Annotated in this window: 15 protein-coding genes and 1 pseudogene; 11 read left to right on the plus strand and 5 right to left on the minus strand. The window is 47.1% G+C overall.

Annotated features, from left to right (window positions below; all coding sequences use genetic code 11):
• The first annotated feature begins 31 nt into the window (after window positions 1–31).
• Window positions 32–982, plus strand: a complete 951-nt coding sequence (locus H3S94_RS04905) for a cation diffusion facilitator family transporter (RefSeq protein ID WP_077994028.1) — start codon at window positions 32–34, stop codon at window positions 980–982.
• Window positions 983–1,011: 29 nt separating this feature from the next.
• Here the strand turns inward: H3S94_RS04905 and H3S94_RS04910 are convergent, their stop codons facing one another.
• Window positions 1,012–2,379 (minus strand): M48 family metalloprotease, encoded by a 1,368-nt coding sequence (locus H3S94_RS04910; protein ID WP_225868199.1) that lies wholly within the window; start codon window positions 2,377–2,379, stop codon window positions 1,012–1,014.
• A gap of 380 nt (window positions 2,380–2,759) precedes the next feature.
• On the opposite strand from H3S94_RS04910, the gene H3S94_RS04915 reads away from it, so the two are divergent.
• The 4 genes and pseudogenes from H3S94_RS04915 (at window position 2,760) to H3S94_RS12095 (ending at window position 5,757) form a co-directional block, all read left to right on the plus strand.
• Window positions 2,760–3,395, plus strand: a complete 636-nt coding sequence (locus H3S94_RS04915; RefSeq protein ID WP_077994026.1) for a thiamine diphosphokinase — start codon at window positions 2,760–2,762, stop codon at window positions 3,393–3,395.
• 150 nt (window positions 3,396–3,545) lie between these two features.
• A complete protein-coding gene (locus H3S94_RS04920) occupies window positions 3,546–3,839 on the plus strand; it encodes a glycine zipper 2TM domain-containing protein (RefSeq protein ID WP_075869339.1) in 294 nt (97 codons plus the stop codon).
• Window positions 3,840–3,951: 112 nt separating this feature from the next.
• Window positions 3,952–5,437, plus strand: a pseudogene (locus H3S94_RS04925) (ABC-F family ATP-binding cassette domain-containing protein); the annotation flags it as partial.
• A complete protein-coding gene (locus H3S94_RS12095; protein ID WP_370541000.1) occupies window positions 5,416–5,757 on the plus strand; it encodes a hypothetical protein in 342 nt (113 codons plus the stop codon). The pseudogene H3S94_RS04925 and the gene H3S94_RS12095, both read left to right, overlap by 22 nt.
• A gap of 224 nt (window positions 5,758–5,981) precedes the next feature.
• Here H3S94_RS12095 and H3S94_RS04930 read toward each other — a convergent pair whose 3' ends face one another.
• Entirely contained in the window at window positions 5,982–6,239 is a 258-nt protein-coding gene (locus H3S94_RS04930; RefSeq protein WP_075869337.1) for a DUF2312 domain-containing protein, read from the minus strand.
• Between the two features lie 157 nt (window positions 6,240–6,396).
• The gene (locus H3S94_RS04935) at window positions 6,397–7,191 is read right to left on the minus strand and encodes an N-formylglutamate amidohydrolase (RefSeq protein ID WP_198240420.1); all 795 of its coding nucleotides are present in this window, start codon (window positions 7,189–7,191) and stop codon (window positions 6,397–6,399) included.
• A gap of 134 nt (window positions 7,192–7,325) precedes the next feature.
• On the opposite strand from H3S94_RS04935, the gene H3S94_RS04940 reads away from it, so the two are divergent.
• Both H3S94_RS04940 and pyk read left to right on the plus strand, forming a co-directional pair.
• On the plus strand, window positions 7,326–7,793 hold the full coding sequence (locus tag H3S94_RS04940; RefSeq protein WP_077994022.1) for a DUF1036 domain-containing protein: 468 nt from the start codon (window positions 7,326–7,328) through the stop codon (window positions 7,791–7,793).
• Window positions 7,790–9,226, plus strand: a complete 1,437-nt coding sequence (gene pyk / locus H3S94_RS04945) for a pyruvate kinase (RefSeq protein ID WP_077994020.1) — start codon at window positions 7,790–7,792, stop codon at window positions 9,224–9,226. Before H3S94_RS04940 ends, pyk begins: the two co-directional genes overlap by 4 nt.
• A gap of 658 nt (window positions 9,227–9,884) precedes the next feature.
• Here pyk and H3S94_RS04950 read toward each other — a convergent pair.
• Complete coding sequence (locus H3S94_RS04950) at window positions 9,885–10,247, minus strand: cell division protein ZapA (RefSeq protein WP_077994019.1); 363 nt, start codon at window positions 10,245–10,247, stop codon at window positions 9,885–9,887.
• 13 nt (window positions 10,248–10,260) lie between these two features.
• Window positions 10,261–10,536, minus strand: a complete 276-nt coding sequence (locus H3S94_RS04955; RefSeq protein ID WP_075869331.1) for a DUF4164 domain-containing protein — start codon at window positions 10,534–10,536, stop codon at window positions 10,261–10,263.
• Between the two features lie 224 nt (window positions 10,537–10,760).
• Between H3S94_RS04955 and tkt the strand changes: the two genes are divergently transcribed.
• The 4 genes from tkt to H3S94_RS04975 all read left to right on the plus strand — a co-directional run bounded on the left by tkt (window position 10,761) and on the right by H3S94_RS04975 (window position 16,287).
• Entirely contained in the window at window positions 10,761–12,740 is a 1,980-nt protein-coding gene (gene tkt / locus H3S94_RS04960; RefSeq protein WP_077994017.1) for a transketolase, read from the plus strand.
• A 33-nt stretch (window positions 12,741–12,773) separates the two neighbouring features.
• Window positions 12,774–13,781 carry a type I glyceraldehyde-3-phosphate dehydrogenase gene (gap, locus tag H3S94_RS04965; RefSeq protein ID WP_077994016.1) on the plus strand — a complete coding sequence of 336 codons (1,008 nt, stop codon included), beginning with the start codon at window positions 12,774–12,776 and terminating at the stop codon, window positions 13,779–13,781.
• Between the two features lie 144 nt (window positions 13,782–13,925).
• A complete protein-coding gene (pgk, locus tag H3S94_RS04970) occupies window positions 13,926–15,116 on the plus strand; it encodes a phosphoglycerate kinase (protein ID WP_077994015.1) in 1,191 nt (396 codons plus the stop codon).
• 142 nt (window positions 15,117–15,258) lie between these two features.
• Complete coding sequence (locus H3S94_RS04975) at window positions 15,259–16,287, plus strand: class I fructose-bisphosphate aldolase (protein WP_077994014.1); 1,029 nt, start codon at window positions 15,259–15,261, stop codon at window positions 16,285–16,287.
• The last annotated feature ends 269 nt before the right edge of the window (window positions 16,288–16,556 follow it).

Genomic DNA, 16,556 nt, shown 5'->3' on the forward strand with positions numbered 1-16,556 from the left:
TGGCCGGAACAATCGGCCAGGAGAATTACGTTTGTCACCGTTCGACAGAAACGCCCATCTTGAACAAAAAATACTTGCCTATTCCATTCTTGCAACCATTGTTCTGGCCGTTGCTGCGGTTATTACCGGAATTCTGACGGGAGCTTCTTCAATTATTTTCGACGGAATGTATTCGTCGATTGATTGTCTGTTCAGCATTGCCGCGCTTCTGGTCGTTCGTCTGATCGAGATTGATGTCAATCGCCGCAGCCGTAAAGCGCCAAAATTTATCGAGCGGTTCCAATACGGTTTCTGGCATCTTGAACCTATGCTTCTGGCAATTAACGGTTTGTCTTTGATGGTTGCCATTATTTACGCTTTGTTCGAGGCGACGGGAAAGATATTGAACGGTGGCAAACTGCCGCATTTCGATGCCGCCATCTGGTTTTCGACTTTTGCAGTTTTTCTGTGCTTCGGCATGGCATTTTACGAACATTATTTCAATCGCCGTCTAAAATCGGCTTTTATAACGATTGATGCGAAAAGCTGGATTGTGTCGGGCGGCATAGGCTTGGCACTTTTATTTGCTTTCAGCTTTGCCACCCTTATAGAGGGTACAGATTATGAGTGGATCCTGCCTTATATCGATCCGGTTGTTCTGGCTTTTATTGCGCTGATAATGTTGCCAATGCCGGTGAAAACCGTTTTGCGTGCCATGCGCGACATCCTCATGATAACGCCGGTTGATCTTGATGAACATGTTAATACCGTTGTCGATGCAATCGTGGAAAAATATGGCTTTGTCGGCTCCCAGAACTATCTGGCCAAGGTGGGGCGATCGACCATGATAGAAATTCACCTCATTTTGCCGGAGCATTATAAAATTGCCGAGGTGGAGGAGCTTGATAAAATCCGTTCCGAAATTGGCAATAAAATAGGTCATGCAGGCCCCGACCGCTGGTTGACAGTTTCTTTCACCTCAAGTCCGCAATGGGCTTATTGATTAAAAGATTTATATCCGAACATCCGGAATTATTCCGAAATAATCTTGACCCTGTCGCCGGCCGATAAATTTGTAGTCGGCGAGAGTGCATTGATAATGCGCAACAGTTTCTCTTTTGCGTTGGTGCCTTGCATGTGTGTGGCAAGAGATGCGACGGTGTCACCCGAACGGACGTTGATGACACGAATACGCAAAGGTTTGAGCGCGGAAATTTCGCGCGACGACAAGGTTTTGAAAGTCGAAGTTGTAGAAGTTGCGATACTATCAAGTTCTGTCGAGTTTTTCTGGGCTGCCGTCAAAAATCTGTATACGCGATCTTTGACGAAAATCACGACAACATCGAACTGCCAACGATCATTGGCAGCATGGGCACGGGCAGCTTCCAGACCGTTAATGGTAAGAGGCCGGATAGTGGACGCATCAAGACCGCTTACCCAACCGCTTTTTATATAGTCAACCGGCGTTAAACCGCGCGGTAATGCGACTCCGTCAAAGCGTATCGCGATGTCATTATTGCCGCTCGCAATAACAGCATTTGACGAATTATCAATCGTGAAATTCTGCGGAACAGAAAAGGTAATCCCCAATTTGGGGTGAATGAACTGGTTGCCGCGAATATATCCTTCATCGGCAGTATCTCCGAAAATCATTCCGTCAATACCGTTGAGAAAATCGTCGCGGTCGGTTTTGCCGACACCGGGAGCCCCCACTTTGCGTGCCTGATCGGTTGCAAGCTGGATACGTTGGGGCGTTGACGGGTGACTTGCCAGAAAGTCGAGTGTTGCGTCGGTTGCACCCGAAACATTACGAAAAGCGGCGTAAGCTTCCATAGATTGGAGGAAACGTGGCGACGCAAACGGATCATAACCTGCTCGCCCTAACATTTTTATACCGATTGCATCCGCCTGCAATTCCTGATTGCGCGAAAATTGTGCAAGGCGCAGTTTCCCGCGAATGGCTGTTTCACGTTCGGCCGAATGATCTTCCAGAACTTCACTGACAACCTGATTTGTAAGCTCCACCTCGGCTTCTTTTTGCTGGCGTAAAATACCATGATTGGCGGTGACATGTGCCATTTCATGGGCAAGAACGGCGGCTACTTCCGATGAATCATTGGCAAGTGCGAGAAGACCGCGTGTGACATAGACATAGCCACCGGGAAGCGCAAAAGCGTTGACATTGGGCGAGTTCAAAATTGTAATTCTGTAGGTCTGATCGGGGTTGTCGGAGACGGCTGTGAGCCTTCCGACAATTTTTGCAACCATTCGCTCCAGTTTCGGATCGCTATATTCACCGCCATAGGTTTGTAAAATCCGCGGGTGTTGGGAGGCTCCCAATTGCGCAAGAGAATCGCCCTTGCTCACTTTGTCGACAGTGACAGGAGCGCCCGAAGGCATAAGACCGCCGTCGGGCTTATTGTAATCGACAAGCTGGCAGCCAGTTAACGGAAAAAAAACGAAACCTAAAAAAAAGACAAAACCGGCGGCTTTCGCGGCACGATTATCATCGCGCTGCAACAAAAGCGGCTTGATAGAGTTATCTTTTCTGCGTTTACTCATTGTAACTGGTGCTTGACCCTCATTGCAGGCAAACTGATAAAAGTACACTATAAGGCTGAAAAACTTTGAAGCTAACAGGCTTTTTCAAAATTTCCCCTATAATAGAACGGATAGATTTCAATTCTTGTGACATATAGCTAACCTCAGAACAATCAAATAGATGCCGATTGGAAAATTAAAATGCGAAATCTACGTAAAAACCGGAAATCGGAGTGGTTATGAAAAGCTATACGATCGTTCTTGATGGACATCTTCAGGTGACCGGGCGGCTCATCAGCCAGATTGGCAAGAGCAATGTCATCGTTGCAGATGGTGCAATACGTTATATTGAAGCTCTTCATGTCAAACCCGAATTATGGGTGGGTGATTTTGATTCAACCGGATCCGGATTGAAACTGAAATACAATACTATAGAGCAGCGGTCATTTCCTGTTGCTAAAGACAAGACAGATGGCGAACTTGCGATTGATTTTGCTTTGGAACGGGGAGCCGAACGCATTATTTTATGTGGCGCATTGGGGGGCAAACGTTCCGATCATGCTTTTTTCCACTTTGCTCATGCATTGGCGATGAAAAAAAAGGGCATTGACGTTCTCTTAACAAGCGGCAACGAGGAAGGTTATGCCATTCTTCCCGGACATTATACATTCGATTTTCCTGTTGGTACAATTTTCAGTCTTATCGGCTTTGATGACCTCGGTGGTCTTACAATCGAGGGAGCGAGATGGCCGCTTTTCGAGAAAAATGTGCCCTTTGGTTCATCATTGACCCTTTCAAACGAGGTAAATGGCAAGCTTCAATTGCATCTTTCCACGGGGCGGGCGCTGTTGTTGGCTACACTTCCTGAAGTGTGACGAATTTTAACTGCAAGGTTGGTGGAAAAAATGCGGCCTATCCATATTTATTAATCAGGATGAGGTGAGTGATAGTTTTAACTTTATCTTGGTTTTGCCTTATTATTACGACACAGTATCAAAAATATCAAAAAGAGAAAGAGTGACGACATGTTTAAACGTATTTCTGTAATTGCCATGGTTTCGGCGTTGGGACTTGCAACTGTCGCCTGTTCCCCGAATGAACAACGTACCGCCGGTTATGGCGTTGGTGGTGCAGCTCTGGGTGCATTGGCAGGCGGCGCTATCAAGGGCAATGGCAAGGGAGCATTAAGAGGGGCTGCAATCGGTGCGGCAGCGGGTACTCTGGTTGGCGTTGCAACCAAGCGTAACGGCGTTCAATATTGTAATTATCGCGATGCCTATGGGCAGATGTACCAGGCACCTTGCAACCAATATCAATAAGTTTTTCAAGGTTTTACAATTGAAAGGGGTCGGTTTGCTGACCCTTTTTTATTTTATGTGTTTAAACGTTATATTTTGCTATTAATCTCTTAAATAGCAGAATGGAATCATAATGGCGCCTCCTCTTTTACGTCTCGATCATATTTCACTTACCTTTGGCGGTACACCATTGCTGACCGATGCCGCGCTATCGGTGTCGAATGGCGATCGTATTGCGCTTGTTGGTCGTAACGGGTCGGGTAAATCAACGCTTTTGAAAATTGCAGCCGGTCTTGTCGAACCGACAGATGGCGAGATTTTCCGGCACCCCTCGGCAACAATCCGCTATTTGCCCCAAGTGCCTGATCTTGAGGGTTTTAAAAATGTGCGTGCCTATGTCGAGGCCGGACTGGGGCCTTTGGATGATGTCCACCGTGTCAGCTATATGCTCGATCATCTGGGATTGAGCGGAGAAGAAAAACCCGACCAGCTTTCCGGCGGTGAAGCACGCCGCGCCGCATTGGCGCGCGTCATTGCCCCCGCTCCCGATATTTTGCTTCTTGACGAGCCGACCAACCATCTTGATCTCACGACAATCGAATGGCTCGAAGGTGAACTCAAAACGATACGTTCAAGCATTGTATTGATTTCGCATGATCGCCGTTTTCTGGAAAATGTCTCGCAATCGACAATCTGGCTTGATCGGGGCGAAACAAAGCGCCTTGGTAAAGGCTTTGCTTTTTTCGAGGAATGGCGTGACAAGCTTCTTGAAGAAGAAGAAATCGAGCAACAAAAACTCGGCCGCCAGATTGTGCGTGAAGAGCATTGGTTGCGTTACGGTGTTACAGCGCGGCGCAAACGCAATGTGCGTCGTCTTGATGAATTGCAGAAACTGCGGCAGAAATACAAGAACTATCGCGGGCCGCAAGGCAATGCCGTTATGGAGTTGAGCGATTCACAGGAATCCGGAAAACTGGTGATCGAAGCCAAAAATATCAGCAAGGCTTACGGCGAACATGTGCTTGTCGATCATTTTTCCACCCGCATCCATCGCGGTGACCGTATCGGACTGGTTGGACCCAACGGCATTGGTAAAACAACATTGTTGTCTATGTTGAGCGGGGTTTTGACACCCGATAGCGGAACTGTAAAACTCGGCGTCAATCTCGAAATTGCCACGCTCGATCAAAAACGCTCGCTTGATGAAAATGAAACGCTCGCCCATTATTTGACCGACGGGCGCGGCGACAGTGTTATCGTCAATGGTGAGCAACGTCATGTTGTCTCCTATATGAAAGATTTTCTGTTTTCACCTGAACAGGCGCGCACACCGATCAAGGAATTGTCGGGCGGTGAAAGAGCACGGCTTATGCTGGCGCGCGTCTTGTCACGTCCTGCAAATCTTTTGATACTCGACGAACCTACAAATGACCTTGATATGGAAACACTCGATCTTTTGCAGGAACTTGTCAGCAATTTTCCGGGAACTGTTTTGCTTGTCAGCCACGATCGCGATTTTCTTGATCGTACGGTTACCAGCATTATCGCCCCTGAAGGTAACGGTCGCTGGCTCGAATATGCCGGTGGCTATAGCGATATGATAGCGCAACGAAAAGGTCGGGAAATCGAACAGAAGAAAGGTGTGAAACCGTCCTCGTCGCAAACGTCTGGCGCAGTTGAACAGGTGAAACGGGAAACAAAACAGAAGCTATCCTATAAACAGAAATACGCTTTGGAAAAATTGCCTTCGGAAATTGATGGTCTTCATCGCGACATAACGCAGATGGAAAAAGAGTTTTCCGATCCCGACCTCTATACAAAAAATGCCAAAAGGTTCGAGGAACTTTCGCACCTTCTCGAACAAAAACGCAAAGACCTTGAAACAAAGGAAAATGAATGGCTGGAGCTTGAAATGCTGAAAGAAGAACTTGAAAAATAGCTTTGTTTAAAAGGCTGTAGGTTTCAGCTTCAGGTGAATTTCGTGTCGGTCGGGTTTGTGTCGGTTTTCTACCGGTTTCGCGTTGGTTTTTAGTTGGCGGGTGACCGGAACCCGATAAATAACCGGTGGCGCAAGGAAAGGCCGCAATCATAAAAGAAAATAGATAATAAACAAAAAAGCCTTCCCGAAAGGGAAGGCTTTAGAGTTTTCAGAAAATTCAAAAATCAGCTCATGCCAAGCGCATCTTTATAGAGCTGGATCATAGCTTCTTCTTCCTGCCGCTCGTGGTCTTCTTTTTTACGCAAACGGATGATTGTGCGCACCGCCTTGCTGTCAAAACCACTTCCTTTAAGCTCGGCATAAACCTCTTTGATGTCGTCGGAAATTGTTTTCTTTTCTTCTTCGAGACGTTCGATACGTTCGATAAAAGACCGTAATTGGCCAACAGCCACTGCTTGTTTTTCGTCTGTCACTTCACTCATGGAAATGGCCTCCAGATAAATCGTGTTGAAACGAGTCGTTCAGTCGATCGTTCAGTTTCCTGTTGATGTCCGAGTCCGACCCCTTGAGTCAAGATGCAGGTTCCTTTTTTTCACGCCTGTTGGAAAGTCGTAAAATTTTCTAACGCAAACGTAAACGTCAATTGTCTGCACGCGAGGGATGAAGTTGTTTCATGTGAATCTCCCGCATTTCATTTATTTTCCTGAAGAGCGGTTCGAGATAATTTGCCCATTCCCGCACACCCTCTTCACCCGCTATCAAATCCTGCCGGACTTCGATCAATATATGGGCGATGCCTTTTTTTGTACAATGGCGATACATTGTGTCACCCTTCAGCGCTCCATCATAAGGTTCGTTATCACCGACCTTGATATGTCCGATTTTGTTCAACCCTTCAAAAAGCGGATCGAATACGCGCCTGTCGCTATCCCATAAAAGGCCGATATGCCATGGGCGGGCTTTGCCCCGCCAGACAGGTGTAAACGAATGGACAGAAACAACAAAAGGGCTGTTTCCGCTTGCTTCCCCGACATTGGCGATGAGCCTTCCGATTGCCTTGTCGTAAGGCGTATAATAATTGTCGATGCGGCGTTTCCTTTCAGCCTCATCAAGTGGATAATTATGCGGAATTACCGAACCGTCGGATAGTTGCATGATAAGTGTCGGGTCATGTTCCCCGCGATTGGGGTCGATCAACAATCTTGAAAAATGGCTGATGACGGCGGGGGCTTCAAGGCGTTTGGCCAGTTCCTCGGTCAATAATTGTGCACCTATATCATAAGCGATGTGTCTTTTGAATTCGGCAGGATCAAGCCCCAGCGAACCATATTCGACCGGCAGATCGCTGCTTGCATGATCGCAAATGAGTGCGAGCCCTGCTTGCATATTGCCGGCGATTTCTTTGAAGGGATGGAAAATTTCTTTCTGTTTCATTTTTTTATCATCACTTTATAATATGATATGTTTTGAAAACCTCTGACATTGACAAAGTTTGAGAAACTACACAAAACACAATTCAAGTGCAAAAGAACAGCGGTCGGGACGAAATAAAACCGAAGGTGCCAGGAATGTTGTTGAAAAAGACTCGGATTATACTCTTCGGTGGCATGTTTGCGTTCACCTTTCTAAACGCAGCTCAGGCAGATTTTCGTGTCTGTAACACGACCCAGGAGGTTATCGGCGTTTCCATCGGATACCGTGCAAAAGTCGGCTGGATGTCCGAAGGGTGGTGGGTTGTCGGTCCGACACGTTGCAAGACGATTATTGATGGGCCTTTAACCTCGCGCTTTTATTATCTTCATGCGGAAGACGCTAAAAATCACGGGCGCTGGGATGGACCTATCAATATGTGTGTGAAGGATTCCGAATTTACCATTAATGGCGTCAATGACTGTTTTGCACGCGGCTTTCAAAAAGCCGGTTTTCAGGAAATCGATACAGGCACACAAACAAGCTGGATGGTTCAGCTAACCGAGCCTGTATCCAATAATCCGGCGTTAAATACGCCGCTTGTTACAGGAGCTCCCACAAAATGAAACGTAACCGTAAAGTAAAGATTGTTGCTACGCTCGGACCTGCATCGTCTGACGAAAACATGATTGAAAAGCTTTTTTTAGCGGGAGTTGACGTTTTTCGTATCAATATGAGTCATGCCGATCATGACACAATGCGCTCTCTCGTAAAAATCATTCGCAATATCGAGAAAAAGCAGGGGCGGCCAATCGGCATTCTAGCCGATTTGCAGGGGCCGAAATTACGTGTGGGAGAATTTGCAAAAGGTAAAGTCGATCTTGTTGTCGGACAAACTTTCACGCTCGATAATAAGGATATTCCGGGTGATAATACGCGCGTCTATCTGCCCCATAAGGAAATTTTCGACGCCGTCAAGCCCGGTGAACGCCTGCTCATTGATGATGGAAAGCTCCAGCTTCTTGCTCAAAAATGTACACATGAATCCATTGAATGTAAGGTTGTGGCGGGAAACCATATTTCCGACCGTAAAGGGGTAAGTCTGCCCGACACACTGCTCGGTGTCGGCGCAATGACCGAAAAAGACCATAAAGATCTTCTGGCGGTTCTTGAACAGCCGATTGACTGGATTGCGCTTTCCTTTATCCAGCGTCCTGAAGATATTGCCGAAGCGCGTAAAATTTCCAAAGGAAAAGTGGCGATTCTTTCAAAAATCGAAAAGCCGCAAGCCGTTCGCAGAATCAACGAAATTGTCGATTTATCCGACGCGGTTATGGTGGCGCGTGGTGATCTTGGTGTCGAAATGCCGTTGGAAGCCGTGCCCGGTATCCAGATGGATATTATCAAATTGTGCCGACGCGCTGGCAAGCCGGTCGTCGTCGCAACGCAAATGCTTGAATCCATGATTACTGCACCTGTTCCCACCCGTGCAGAAGTTTCCGATGTTGCAACGGCCGTTTATGAGGGGGCCGATGCCATTATGCTTTCGGCTGAATCGGCTGCCGGTGCTTATCCGGAAGAAGCTGTACGTACGATGGATAAAATTGCTTGCAAGATCGAACGGGATTCCAATTATGAACCGATGATCGACGCCCAACATCCTGCACCCGAACCAACCGGCGCCGATGCAATTTCGCTCGCCGCAAGGCAGATTGCCGAAACGCTCAATCTTTCGGCTATTGTTGCTTATACGGCCTCCGGTGCAACAGGTATACGCGCATCCCGTGAACGGCCGATACCATCCATCATTGCTCTTTCACCCATTACCGAAACGGCACGGCGTCTTGCCCTTGTCTGGGGGCTTCATTGTGTTGTCACGGAAGACGCTCACAATCTTGACGATATGGTCGAAAGAGCCGCTGCCATTGCACTGCGGGAAGGCTATAGCGTTCCCGGCGACAGAATTATCGTAACGGCCGGCGTGCCACTCGGAACACCGGGTGCAACCAATATGTTGCGCATTGCCTATGTCGCCAAGGAAGATGGTAAACGCAGATAATCTGTCTGCGTCAATTTCTTGATGAATATCAACTCTGCGGCGGAAGCCGAAAAGCCTGTTCCGTCGCAGAGTGTAAGCTTGTGGTGAACGATCAGGCTTGCTGTCTTCATGTGGTTCACGAGCGCAAGACGAAGATAGAGAAATCTCAGGACATGAAGCGGGCGGAACAGGGCGCTTGGTATCGGGGCATAGCATCACGGATCATATGAAGAAAAAGGCTGACGATTATTGTGTGGAGCCCGACAATTATGCGAAGCCTTGCGATTGCGTGGAACCCGCCGGTTAAAAACAATCTGCCGCAATGGCAGCGAGAATATTCGAGAGCTTGAAACCAAAAGCGGATTATAAAATAACAGAACCGGTTTCTGCTTGTCTTGAAATATTTTTGAATAACCGCCAAATCTTTTAAAAAGAATAACGAAAATTTTTCTTCAGGTGGGGTCAAGAATTTACTTGTCGTCTTTAGAAGTTTGCTTGTTTATTTTTTTTGGGGGGGGTCTTGTCTATTTCACCGGTTGTTTGTCTATTTCACCGGTTGCTTGTCTGTTATATTTTTAAAAAGTTGGACCATCCAATTTTTTAAAAGATGTGTTTCTTCAATTTTCAATGTCACTTGTTGAAGAAACAAACACAAAAGCTCAAGACCGGTATGACCGGTTTATTGATTTTTGACAAGCTGGCGGGCAAGAGCGTCAATATGATTGGCTGCCCTGTCAATGGCTTTGGCAGCAACTGTTTCATAACGTTGGCAAGCATCGGCCAATTGGTTATTTTCTTGTTGTAGAGTTTCGTTTTCCTGTTTCAGATTGTTTAGCTGACGCCGCGCTTCATCAAGTTCATCCATGACCATGATTCCGGCCATGACAGAAAGACGGTGGTCGCCGATTTCGCCGAAATTGGACTTTAAATGGCTGATATACTGGTCAAGCTGATGGGCGAGACCGGCGAGATGCTCTTCTTCGCCTTCGTCGCAAGCCATTCGGTAGGTTTTGCCATCAATAGTAACTGAAACAGTTGCCATATTTATTTGCCCTTTACCGGTCAACCACAGTGCGTATCGTTTCCATTGCAGTAATAAGGCGGCGTGATACTTCCTTATTGGCTTGTTCAAGACGTTCGGCACGTGATTCAGATGTATCAAGTGCTTGCGCCAGACGGCTGCGATCTGCATTCATACGCTGGATTTCTTCTTCGAGTTCGCTGGTGTCATATGAATCTTTATTGTCATTGACAACGGCATTTTCAAGCGTTTTAAGAGCGTTTTCCAGACGATTGATCGCTTGATCGAGAATTGATGTGTCTTGTGGCATCGAGTTCCGGATCCTTTTTGTAAAATGTAACTTTAAAAACGAATCATTCCGGTAAATTTTATCCTGTTTTTGCTATTCTTAAATGTCTTCCGGCTTTGTGGCAAGAAATCCACCGTATCAAAGCTGGTGACAGTGGGATTTTATTGACTCACACCGTTTAAGTGATATTTGTCAGAAGAAGCATTAGACCGAATTTAATAGCGATCAAAGAGTAGCCGATTCTCATGAAAAATAATGACAAGCAGAACCAGATGGCCAATGCTATCCGTTTTCTATCTATAGATGCAATCGAGAAAGCAAATTCCGGGCATCCGGGGCTTCCGATGGGAGCTGCCGATATTGCAACCGTTCTTTATACAAAATTTCTCGCTCATGACCCGAAGAAGCCGAATTGGCCCAACCGCGACCGTTTTGTTCTTTCGGCAGGTCATGGCTCCATGCTGCTTTATTCGGCTATGTATTTGTCCGGCTACGAGGATGTCACAATTGACGAGATAAAAAATTTTCGTCAGCTTGGTGCAAAAACTGCCGGTCATCCCGAATATCGTCATATCAACGGTATTGAAACGACAACCGGTCCGTTGGGGCAGGGAATAGCCAATGCTGTCGGTATGGCACTTGGCGAGCGGATCATGAATGCACGCTGGGGAGATTTGGTCGACCATTACACTTATGTGCTTGCCGGTGACGGCTGCCTCATGGAAGGCATTTCGCAAGAAGCCATTGCTTTCGCCGGTCATATGAAGCTGAACAAGCTTATTCTCCTTTGGGACAATAACCAGATTTCGATTGATGGTGCGATCTCCGTTTCCGATAATACCGATCAATGTGCACGCTTTGAAGCCTGTCAATGGAATACAATCAAAGTTGACGGGCACGATCAGGATGCGATTGCCAAAGCAATCGAGAAAGCAAAATCATCCGACAAACCGACTTTGATCTCGTGCCGGACAACAATCGGTTTCGGCTCTCCCCATAAAGCGGGAACCAACAAGGTTCACGGTTCGCCTCTCGGTCAAGAGGAAGTTGCCGAAACGCGCAAAGCATTGGGCTGGGAAAGCGAGCCTTTTGTGGTTCCTGCCGAAATTCTTGATAGCTGGCGTCTTGCAGGCCTCAACGCCGCAAAGAAACGTCAGGAATGGGACAAGAAGCTTGAAGCACTTGATCCGCAACAACGTGCCGAATTCGACCGTTTGATGCGGGGTGATCTTCCGGGTAATTTTGACAATGTCATTAGCGAGTACAAGAAGAAGCTGGCCGCAGAGCAGCCGAAGGTGGCAACGCGTGTTGCCTCGCAAATGGCGCTTGAAGTTATTAACGGGGCGGTCAACGAAACAATTGGTGGATCAGCCGATTTGACAGGCTCCAACAACACCAAAACAAGCCAGACCAATGATATTACGCCGGAAGATTTTTCCGGTCGTTATATCCATTATGGCATTCGTGAACATGCAATGGCCGCGATTATGAACGGCTTGTCGCTTTATGGCGGCATTATCCCTTATTCGGGGACGTTTTTGTGTTTTTCCGATTATGCCCGCCCGTCGATGCGGCTTTCATCATTGATGGGAATTCGTGTCATTTATGTCATGACACATGATTCGATTGGTCTGGGGGAAGATGGGCCTACCCACCAGCCGGTTGAACATCTTGCAAGTTTAAGAGCAATTCCCAATCATCTGGTTTTCCGTCCCGCCGACGTTGTTGAAACGGCCGAATGCTGGCAATTGGCGCTGAAATCCAAAACGACACCATCCACTTTGGCGCTGACCCGTCAAGGATTGCCGACCTTGCGGAAAAACTATGAAGAAGATAATCTCTCGGCACTGGGTGCTTACGAACTGATGACGGCAAGTGACGATGCGAAAGTCACAATCTTTGCATCGGGTTCGGAAGTGGAAATTGCGGTAAAGGCGCGTGAAGTGCTTGAAGCGAAGGGAATTCCTACAAGAGTGGTATCTGTCCCTTGTTTTGAGCTTTTCGAGCACCAAGTAGAGTCTTATAAAACAGCATTGATAGGCAATGCTCCGGTAAATATCGCTGTAGAAGCAGCTATTCGACAAGGGTGGGATCGTTTTATTGGCCGAGATGGTGTATTTATAGGGATGACCGGTTTCGGTGCGAGCGGTCCTATCGACGCACTTTACAAACATTTCGGGATCACTCCCGAAGCCGTCGTTGCAGCGGCGGAAGCAAAGCTTTAATATTCAAATATCTCAATTAAAGGGAGAGATAATATGGCAGTACGTGTAGCAATCAACGGATTTGGACGTATTGGGCGCAATGTTGTGCGCGCAATCATTGAAAGTGGTCGCAAAGATATTGACATTGTTGCAGTTAACGATCTGGGGCCTGTTGAAACAAATGCCCATCTGTTGCGCTATGATTCGGTCCATGGACGTTTCCCCCATGAAGTAAAGGTAGCCGGTGATACCATTGATGCGGGCTGCGGGCCGATCAAGGTCACGGCTGCACGTGATCCCGAACAATTGCCATGGAAAGAACTTGGCATTGATATTGCTTTGGAATGCACCGGTATTTTTACCGCCCGCGAAAAAGCTGCTGCCCATCTTGATGCAGGTGCCAAGCGTGTTATCGTTTCCGCACCGTCAAAAGGCGCTGATCTGACAGTTGTCTATGGCGTTAATCATGACAAGCTGACAAAAGAGCACAAGGTCATTTCCAATGGATCTTGCACCACCAATTGCCTTGCTCCGGTTGCCCATGTTCTCAACAAAACTGTCGGCATTGAAAAAGGCTTTATGACAACCATTCACTCTTACACCGGCGATCAACCGACTTTGGATAAATTGCACAAAGATCTTTACCGTGCACGTGCTGCCGCTTTGTCGATGATTCCGACATCTACCGGTGCTGCCAAGGCCGTTGGCCTGGTCTTGCCGGAACTTGACGGCAAGCTTGATGGCGTTGCTATCCGTGTTCCGACCCCGAACGTTTCGGTTGTCGACTTTACCTTTATTGCAAAGCGTTCGGTTACGCCGGAAGAAATCAATGAAGAAATCCGTGCTGCTGCAAATGGACCTTTGAAGGGTATCCTCGGCTATACCGATGAAAAACTCGTCAGCCACGATTTCAACCATGATCCGCATTCGTCGGTTTTCCATACCGAGCAAACACGCGTTATGGATGGAACATTCGTTCGTATTCTTTCCTGGTACGATAATGAGTGGGGCTTCTCCAACCGTATGGCTGATGTTGCTGTCGCTTTTGCAAAAACCATCTAATAGAACGATGGGGGCGCGAGCCCCCGTTTTCTTTTGAAAAGCGGGACTTTGTCGATTGTCAGGTCAAGGCCTTGCTATAAAAAGTAAATGAGCGGACCGTTTATGAAAAAAGAACGGCCATGTCTTGAAAATCTGGAGAAAAATATGGCTTTTCGCACCCTTGATGATGTTGACGTAAAATCCAAACGCGTTCTTTTGCGTGTTGACCTCAATGTTCCTGTCACAGACGGAAAGGTCACAGATGCAACCCGCATCGAGCGGGTAAAACCGACCATCAACGAATTGAGTAGAAAAGGTGCAAAAGTTATTTTGCTTGCCCATTTCGGGCGTCCGAAAGGCAAAGTCGTTGCCGAATTTTCGCTGAAGCAAATTGTTCCGACCGTGGAGAAAGTCCTTGGCAAAACAGTAGGTTTTGCAGAAGATTGTATTGGTGAAAAAGCAAAAGCCGCAGTCGACGCCATGAAAGACGGCGATGTTGTTCTTTTGGAGAATACGCGCTTCCATGAAGGCGAAGAAAAGAACGATCCGGCATTTGTAAAAGCATTGGCTGAAAATGGCGATATTTATGTCAATGATGCGTTTTCCGCCGCTCACCGTGCCCATGCTTCAACGGAAGGGCTTGCCCATTTGTTGCCAGCCTATGCCGGACGCTCCATGCAGATGGAACTCGAAGCACTGGAAAAAGGACTTGGACATCCGGCGCATCCGGTTGTAGCCATTGTTGGCGGAGCCAAAGTTTCTACCAAAATCGACCTTCTCAACAATCTGATAGAAAAAGTGGACGCACTTATTATTGGCGGCGGTATGGCCAATACGTTTCTTGCAGCCGAAGGTTTAAGCGTTGGAAAATCGCTCTGCGAACATGACCTTGGCGAAACAGCCCGCGCTATCATGACCAAGGCGAAGACCGAAAATTGTTCGATCATTTTGCCGGTTGATGCCATTGTTGCCGAAAGTTTTGAAGCAAACTCGCCCAATCATCGTTATGGAATTGACTCCATTCCGGCCGATGGAATGATCCTTGATATTGGTGAAAATTCTGTCGAACGTATCAATGCAGCAATTGACGATGCTGCAACCATTGTCTGGAACGGGCCGCTTGGCGCTTTTGAACTTCATCCTTTCGATGCGGGTACAGTTGCTGTTGCCAAACGTGTCGCTGCCCGTACAAAACAGAAAAAACTCGTTTCTATTGCTGGCGGTGGGGACACTGTTTCGGCGCTGCACCATGCCGGTGTCGCTTCCGATTTCACTTATATCTCGACAGCCGGCGGAGCCTTTCTCGAATGGATGGAAGGCAAGCCTTTGCCGGGTATTCTGGCTTTGGAAAAATAGGTTTAAAATGCGGGGAGAGAGAGTTTTCTTTTTTAAAGAATTTTCCGCCTGCAAATTCAGGTAAACGAAACGGAGGTTTGTCCGTTTCACTTTGAATATTATTATTTTAATGTCTGGCTATTAGAACAGAGGAGCCGCCCCAATGAGTGAACGTATTGAGGATATCGCAATTGCTATGACAGCAGGAGGAAAAGGTCTGCTTGCTGCTGATGAAAGCACCAGTACGATTAAAAAACGTTTTGATGCGATCAAGCTTGAATCGACCGAAGAAAACCGCCGCGACTATCGTGAGATGTTGTTCACGACTAAAGAAGCTATGGAAAAATATATTTCCGGCGTCATTCTGTATGATGAAACAATCCGCCAAAAAGCTTCCGACGGCCGCATGTTGACCGATATAATCAAAGCGGCCGGTTCAATTCCCGGTATCAAGGTTGACGAAGGGGCAAAACCGCTTGCCGGTTTTCCTGATGAAACGATCACTGAAGGACTTGACGGTTTGCGTGGACGTTTGAAGGAATATTATGAACTGGGTGCCCGTTTTGCCAAATGGCGCGGCGTTATTGCTATTGATAGCAATAAATTCCCGACATGGGGTGCTGTAAGGCAAAATGCACAGGCCTTGGCACGCTATGCCGCACTTTGTCAGGAAGCACAGATTGTGCCGATTGTAGAGCCGGAAATCCTGATGGATGGCAAGCCCGGAGACCATTCGATCGACCGTTGCTATGAAGTAACAGAACATGTCTTGAGAACAGTTTTTGACGAGCTATTTGCCGCCCGCGTCAAGATGGAAGGCATGATTTTGAAACCCAATATGGTGATTGATGGCAAAAAAGCCCGTAAAGCTTCGGTCGAAGAAGTTGCAGAAAAAACAGTTCGTGTTTTGAAAACAACAGTTCCTTCGGCTGTTCCCGGAATTGCATTCCTTTCCGGCGGTCAATCGGACGAAGAAGCAACAGCCCATCTTTCGGCAATCAATGCAATCGGCAATCTCCCGTGGAAGGTAACATTCTCTTACGGGCGCGCTTTGCAAGCTGCTGCTATCGCGGCCTGGGGCGGTAAAAAGCAGAATGTTGCAGCCGGACAAAAGGCTTTTGCCCACCGTGCAAAGATGAACTATCTTGCAGCACTTGGCAAATGGACCAAAAAAGACGAACAAACTGCCTGATTTTCAAAAATAGAATTATAAGAGTTTCAAAAAGCCCGAAGCACTTGTTTCGGGCTTTTATTATAAAAGTGTATCATATTTGTTACAGATTATCTTTTAAAAACGCCTTAGAAATAAAAACGCTATTAAAAACTTGAATAGATTCTTCAAGTTTGTATAGATGCATCAGAATTTCTATTTGCTCGTCGGGATTTGCATGGACATGACGGGCTTGCTAAGTGAGAGGTCCATGACAGACAGTCAATACATTATCGACAGGTTCGATAAGT

The sequence above is a fragment of the Bartonella sp. B10834G3 genome, from assembly GCF_016102505.1.
Taxonomy (GTDB): Bacteria; Pseudomonadota; Alphaproteobacteria; order Rhizobiales; family Rhizobiaceae; genus Bartonella; species Bartonella choladocola.

What these genes read in the sequence shown, in the direction of transcription:
- H3S94_RS04950 (WP_077994019.1), bottom strand. Translation starts at nt 10,247, where the DNA reads ATGGCAACTGTTTCAGTTACTATTGATGGCAAAACCTACCGAATGGCT.
- H3S94_RS04975 (WP_077994014.1), top strand. Translation starts at nt 15,259, where the DNA reads ATGAGTGAACGTATTGAGGATATCGCAATTGCTATGACAGCAGGAGGA.
- tkt (WP_077994017.1), top strand. Translation starts at nt 10,761, where the DNA reads ATGAAAAATAATGACAAGCAGAACCAGATGGCCAATGCTATCCGTTTT.
- H3S94_RS04915 (WP_077994026.1), top strand. Translation starts at nt 2,760, where the DNA reads ATGAAAAGCTATACGATCGTTCTTGATGGACATCTTCAGGTGACCGGG.
- H3S94_RS04940 (WP_077994022.1), top strand. Translation starts at nt 7,326, where the DNA reads ATGTTGTTGAAAAAGACTCGGATTATACTCTTCGGTGGCATGTTTGCG.
- H3S94_RS04920 (WP_075869339.1), top strand. Translation starts at nt 3,546, where the DNA reads ATGTTTAAACGTATTTCTGTAATTGCCATGGTTTCGGCGTTGGGACTT.
- H3S94_RS04935 (WP_198240420.1), bottom strand. Translation starts at nt 7,191, where the DNA reads ATGAAACAGAAAGAAATTTTCCATCCCTTCAAAGAAATCGCCGGCAAT.
- H3S94_RS04930 (WP_075869337.1), bottom strand. Translation starts at nt 6,239, where the DNA reads ATGAGTGAAGTGACAGACGAAAAACAAGCAGTGGCTGTTGGCCAATTA.
- pyk (WP_077994020.1), top strand. Translation starts at nt 7,790, where the DNA reads ATGAAACGTAACCGTAAAGTAAAGATTGTTGCTACGCTCGGACCTGCA.
- H3S94_RS12095 (WP_370541000.1), top strand. Translation starts at nt 5,416, where the DNA reads ATGATAGCGCAACGAAAAGGTCGGGAAATCGAACAGAAGAAAGGTGTG.
- gap (WP_077994016.1), top strand. Translation starts at nt 12,774, where the DNA reads ATGGCAGTACGTGTAGCAATCAACGGATTTGGACGTATTGGGCGCAAT.
- H3S94_RS04955 (WP_075869331.1), bottom strand. Translation starts at nt 10,536, where the DNA reads ATGCCACAAGACACATCAATTCTCGATCAAGCGATCAATCGTCTGGAA.
- pgk (WP_077994015.1), top strand. Translation starts at nt 13,926, where the DNA reads ATGGCTTTTCGCACCCTTGATGATGTTGACGTAAAATCCAAACGCGTT.
- H3S94_RS04910 (WP_225868199.1), bottom strand. Translation starts at nt 2,379, where the DNA reads ATGCCTTCGGGCGCTCCTGTCACTGTCGACAAAGTGAGCAAGGGCGAT.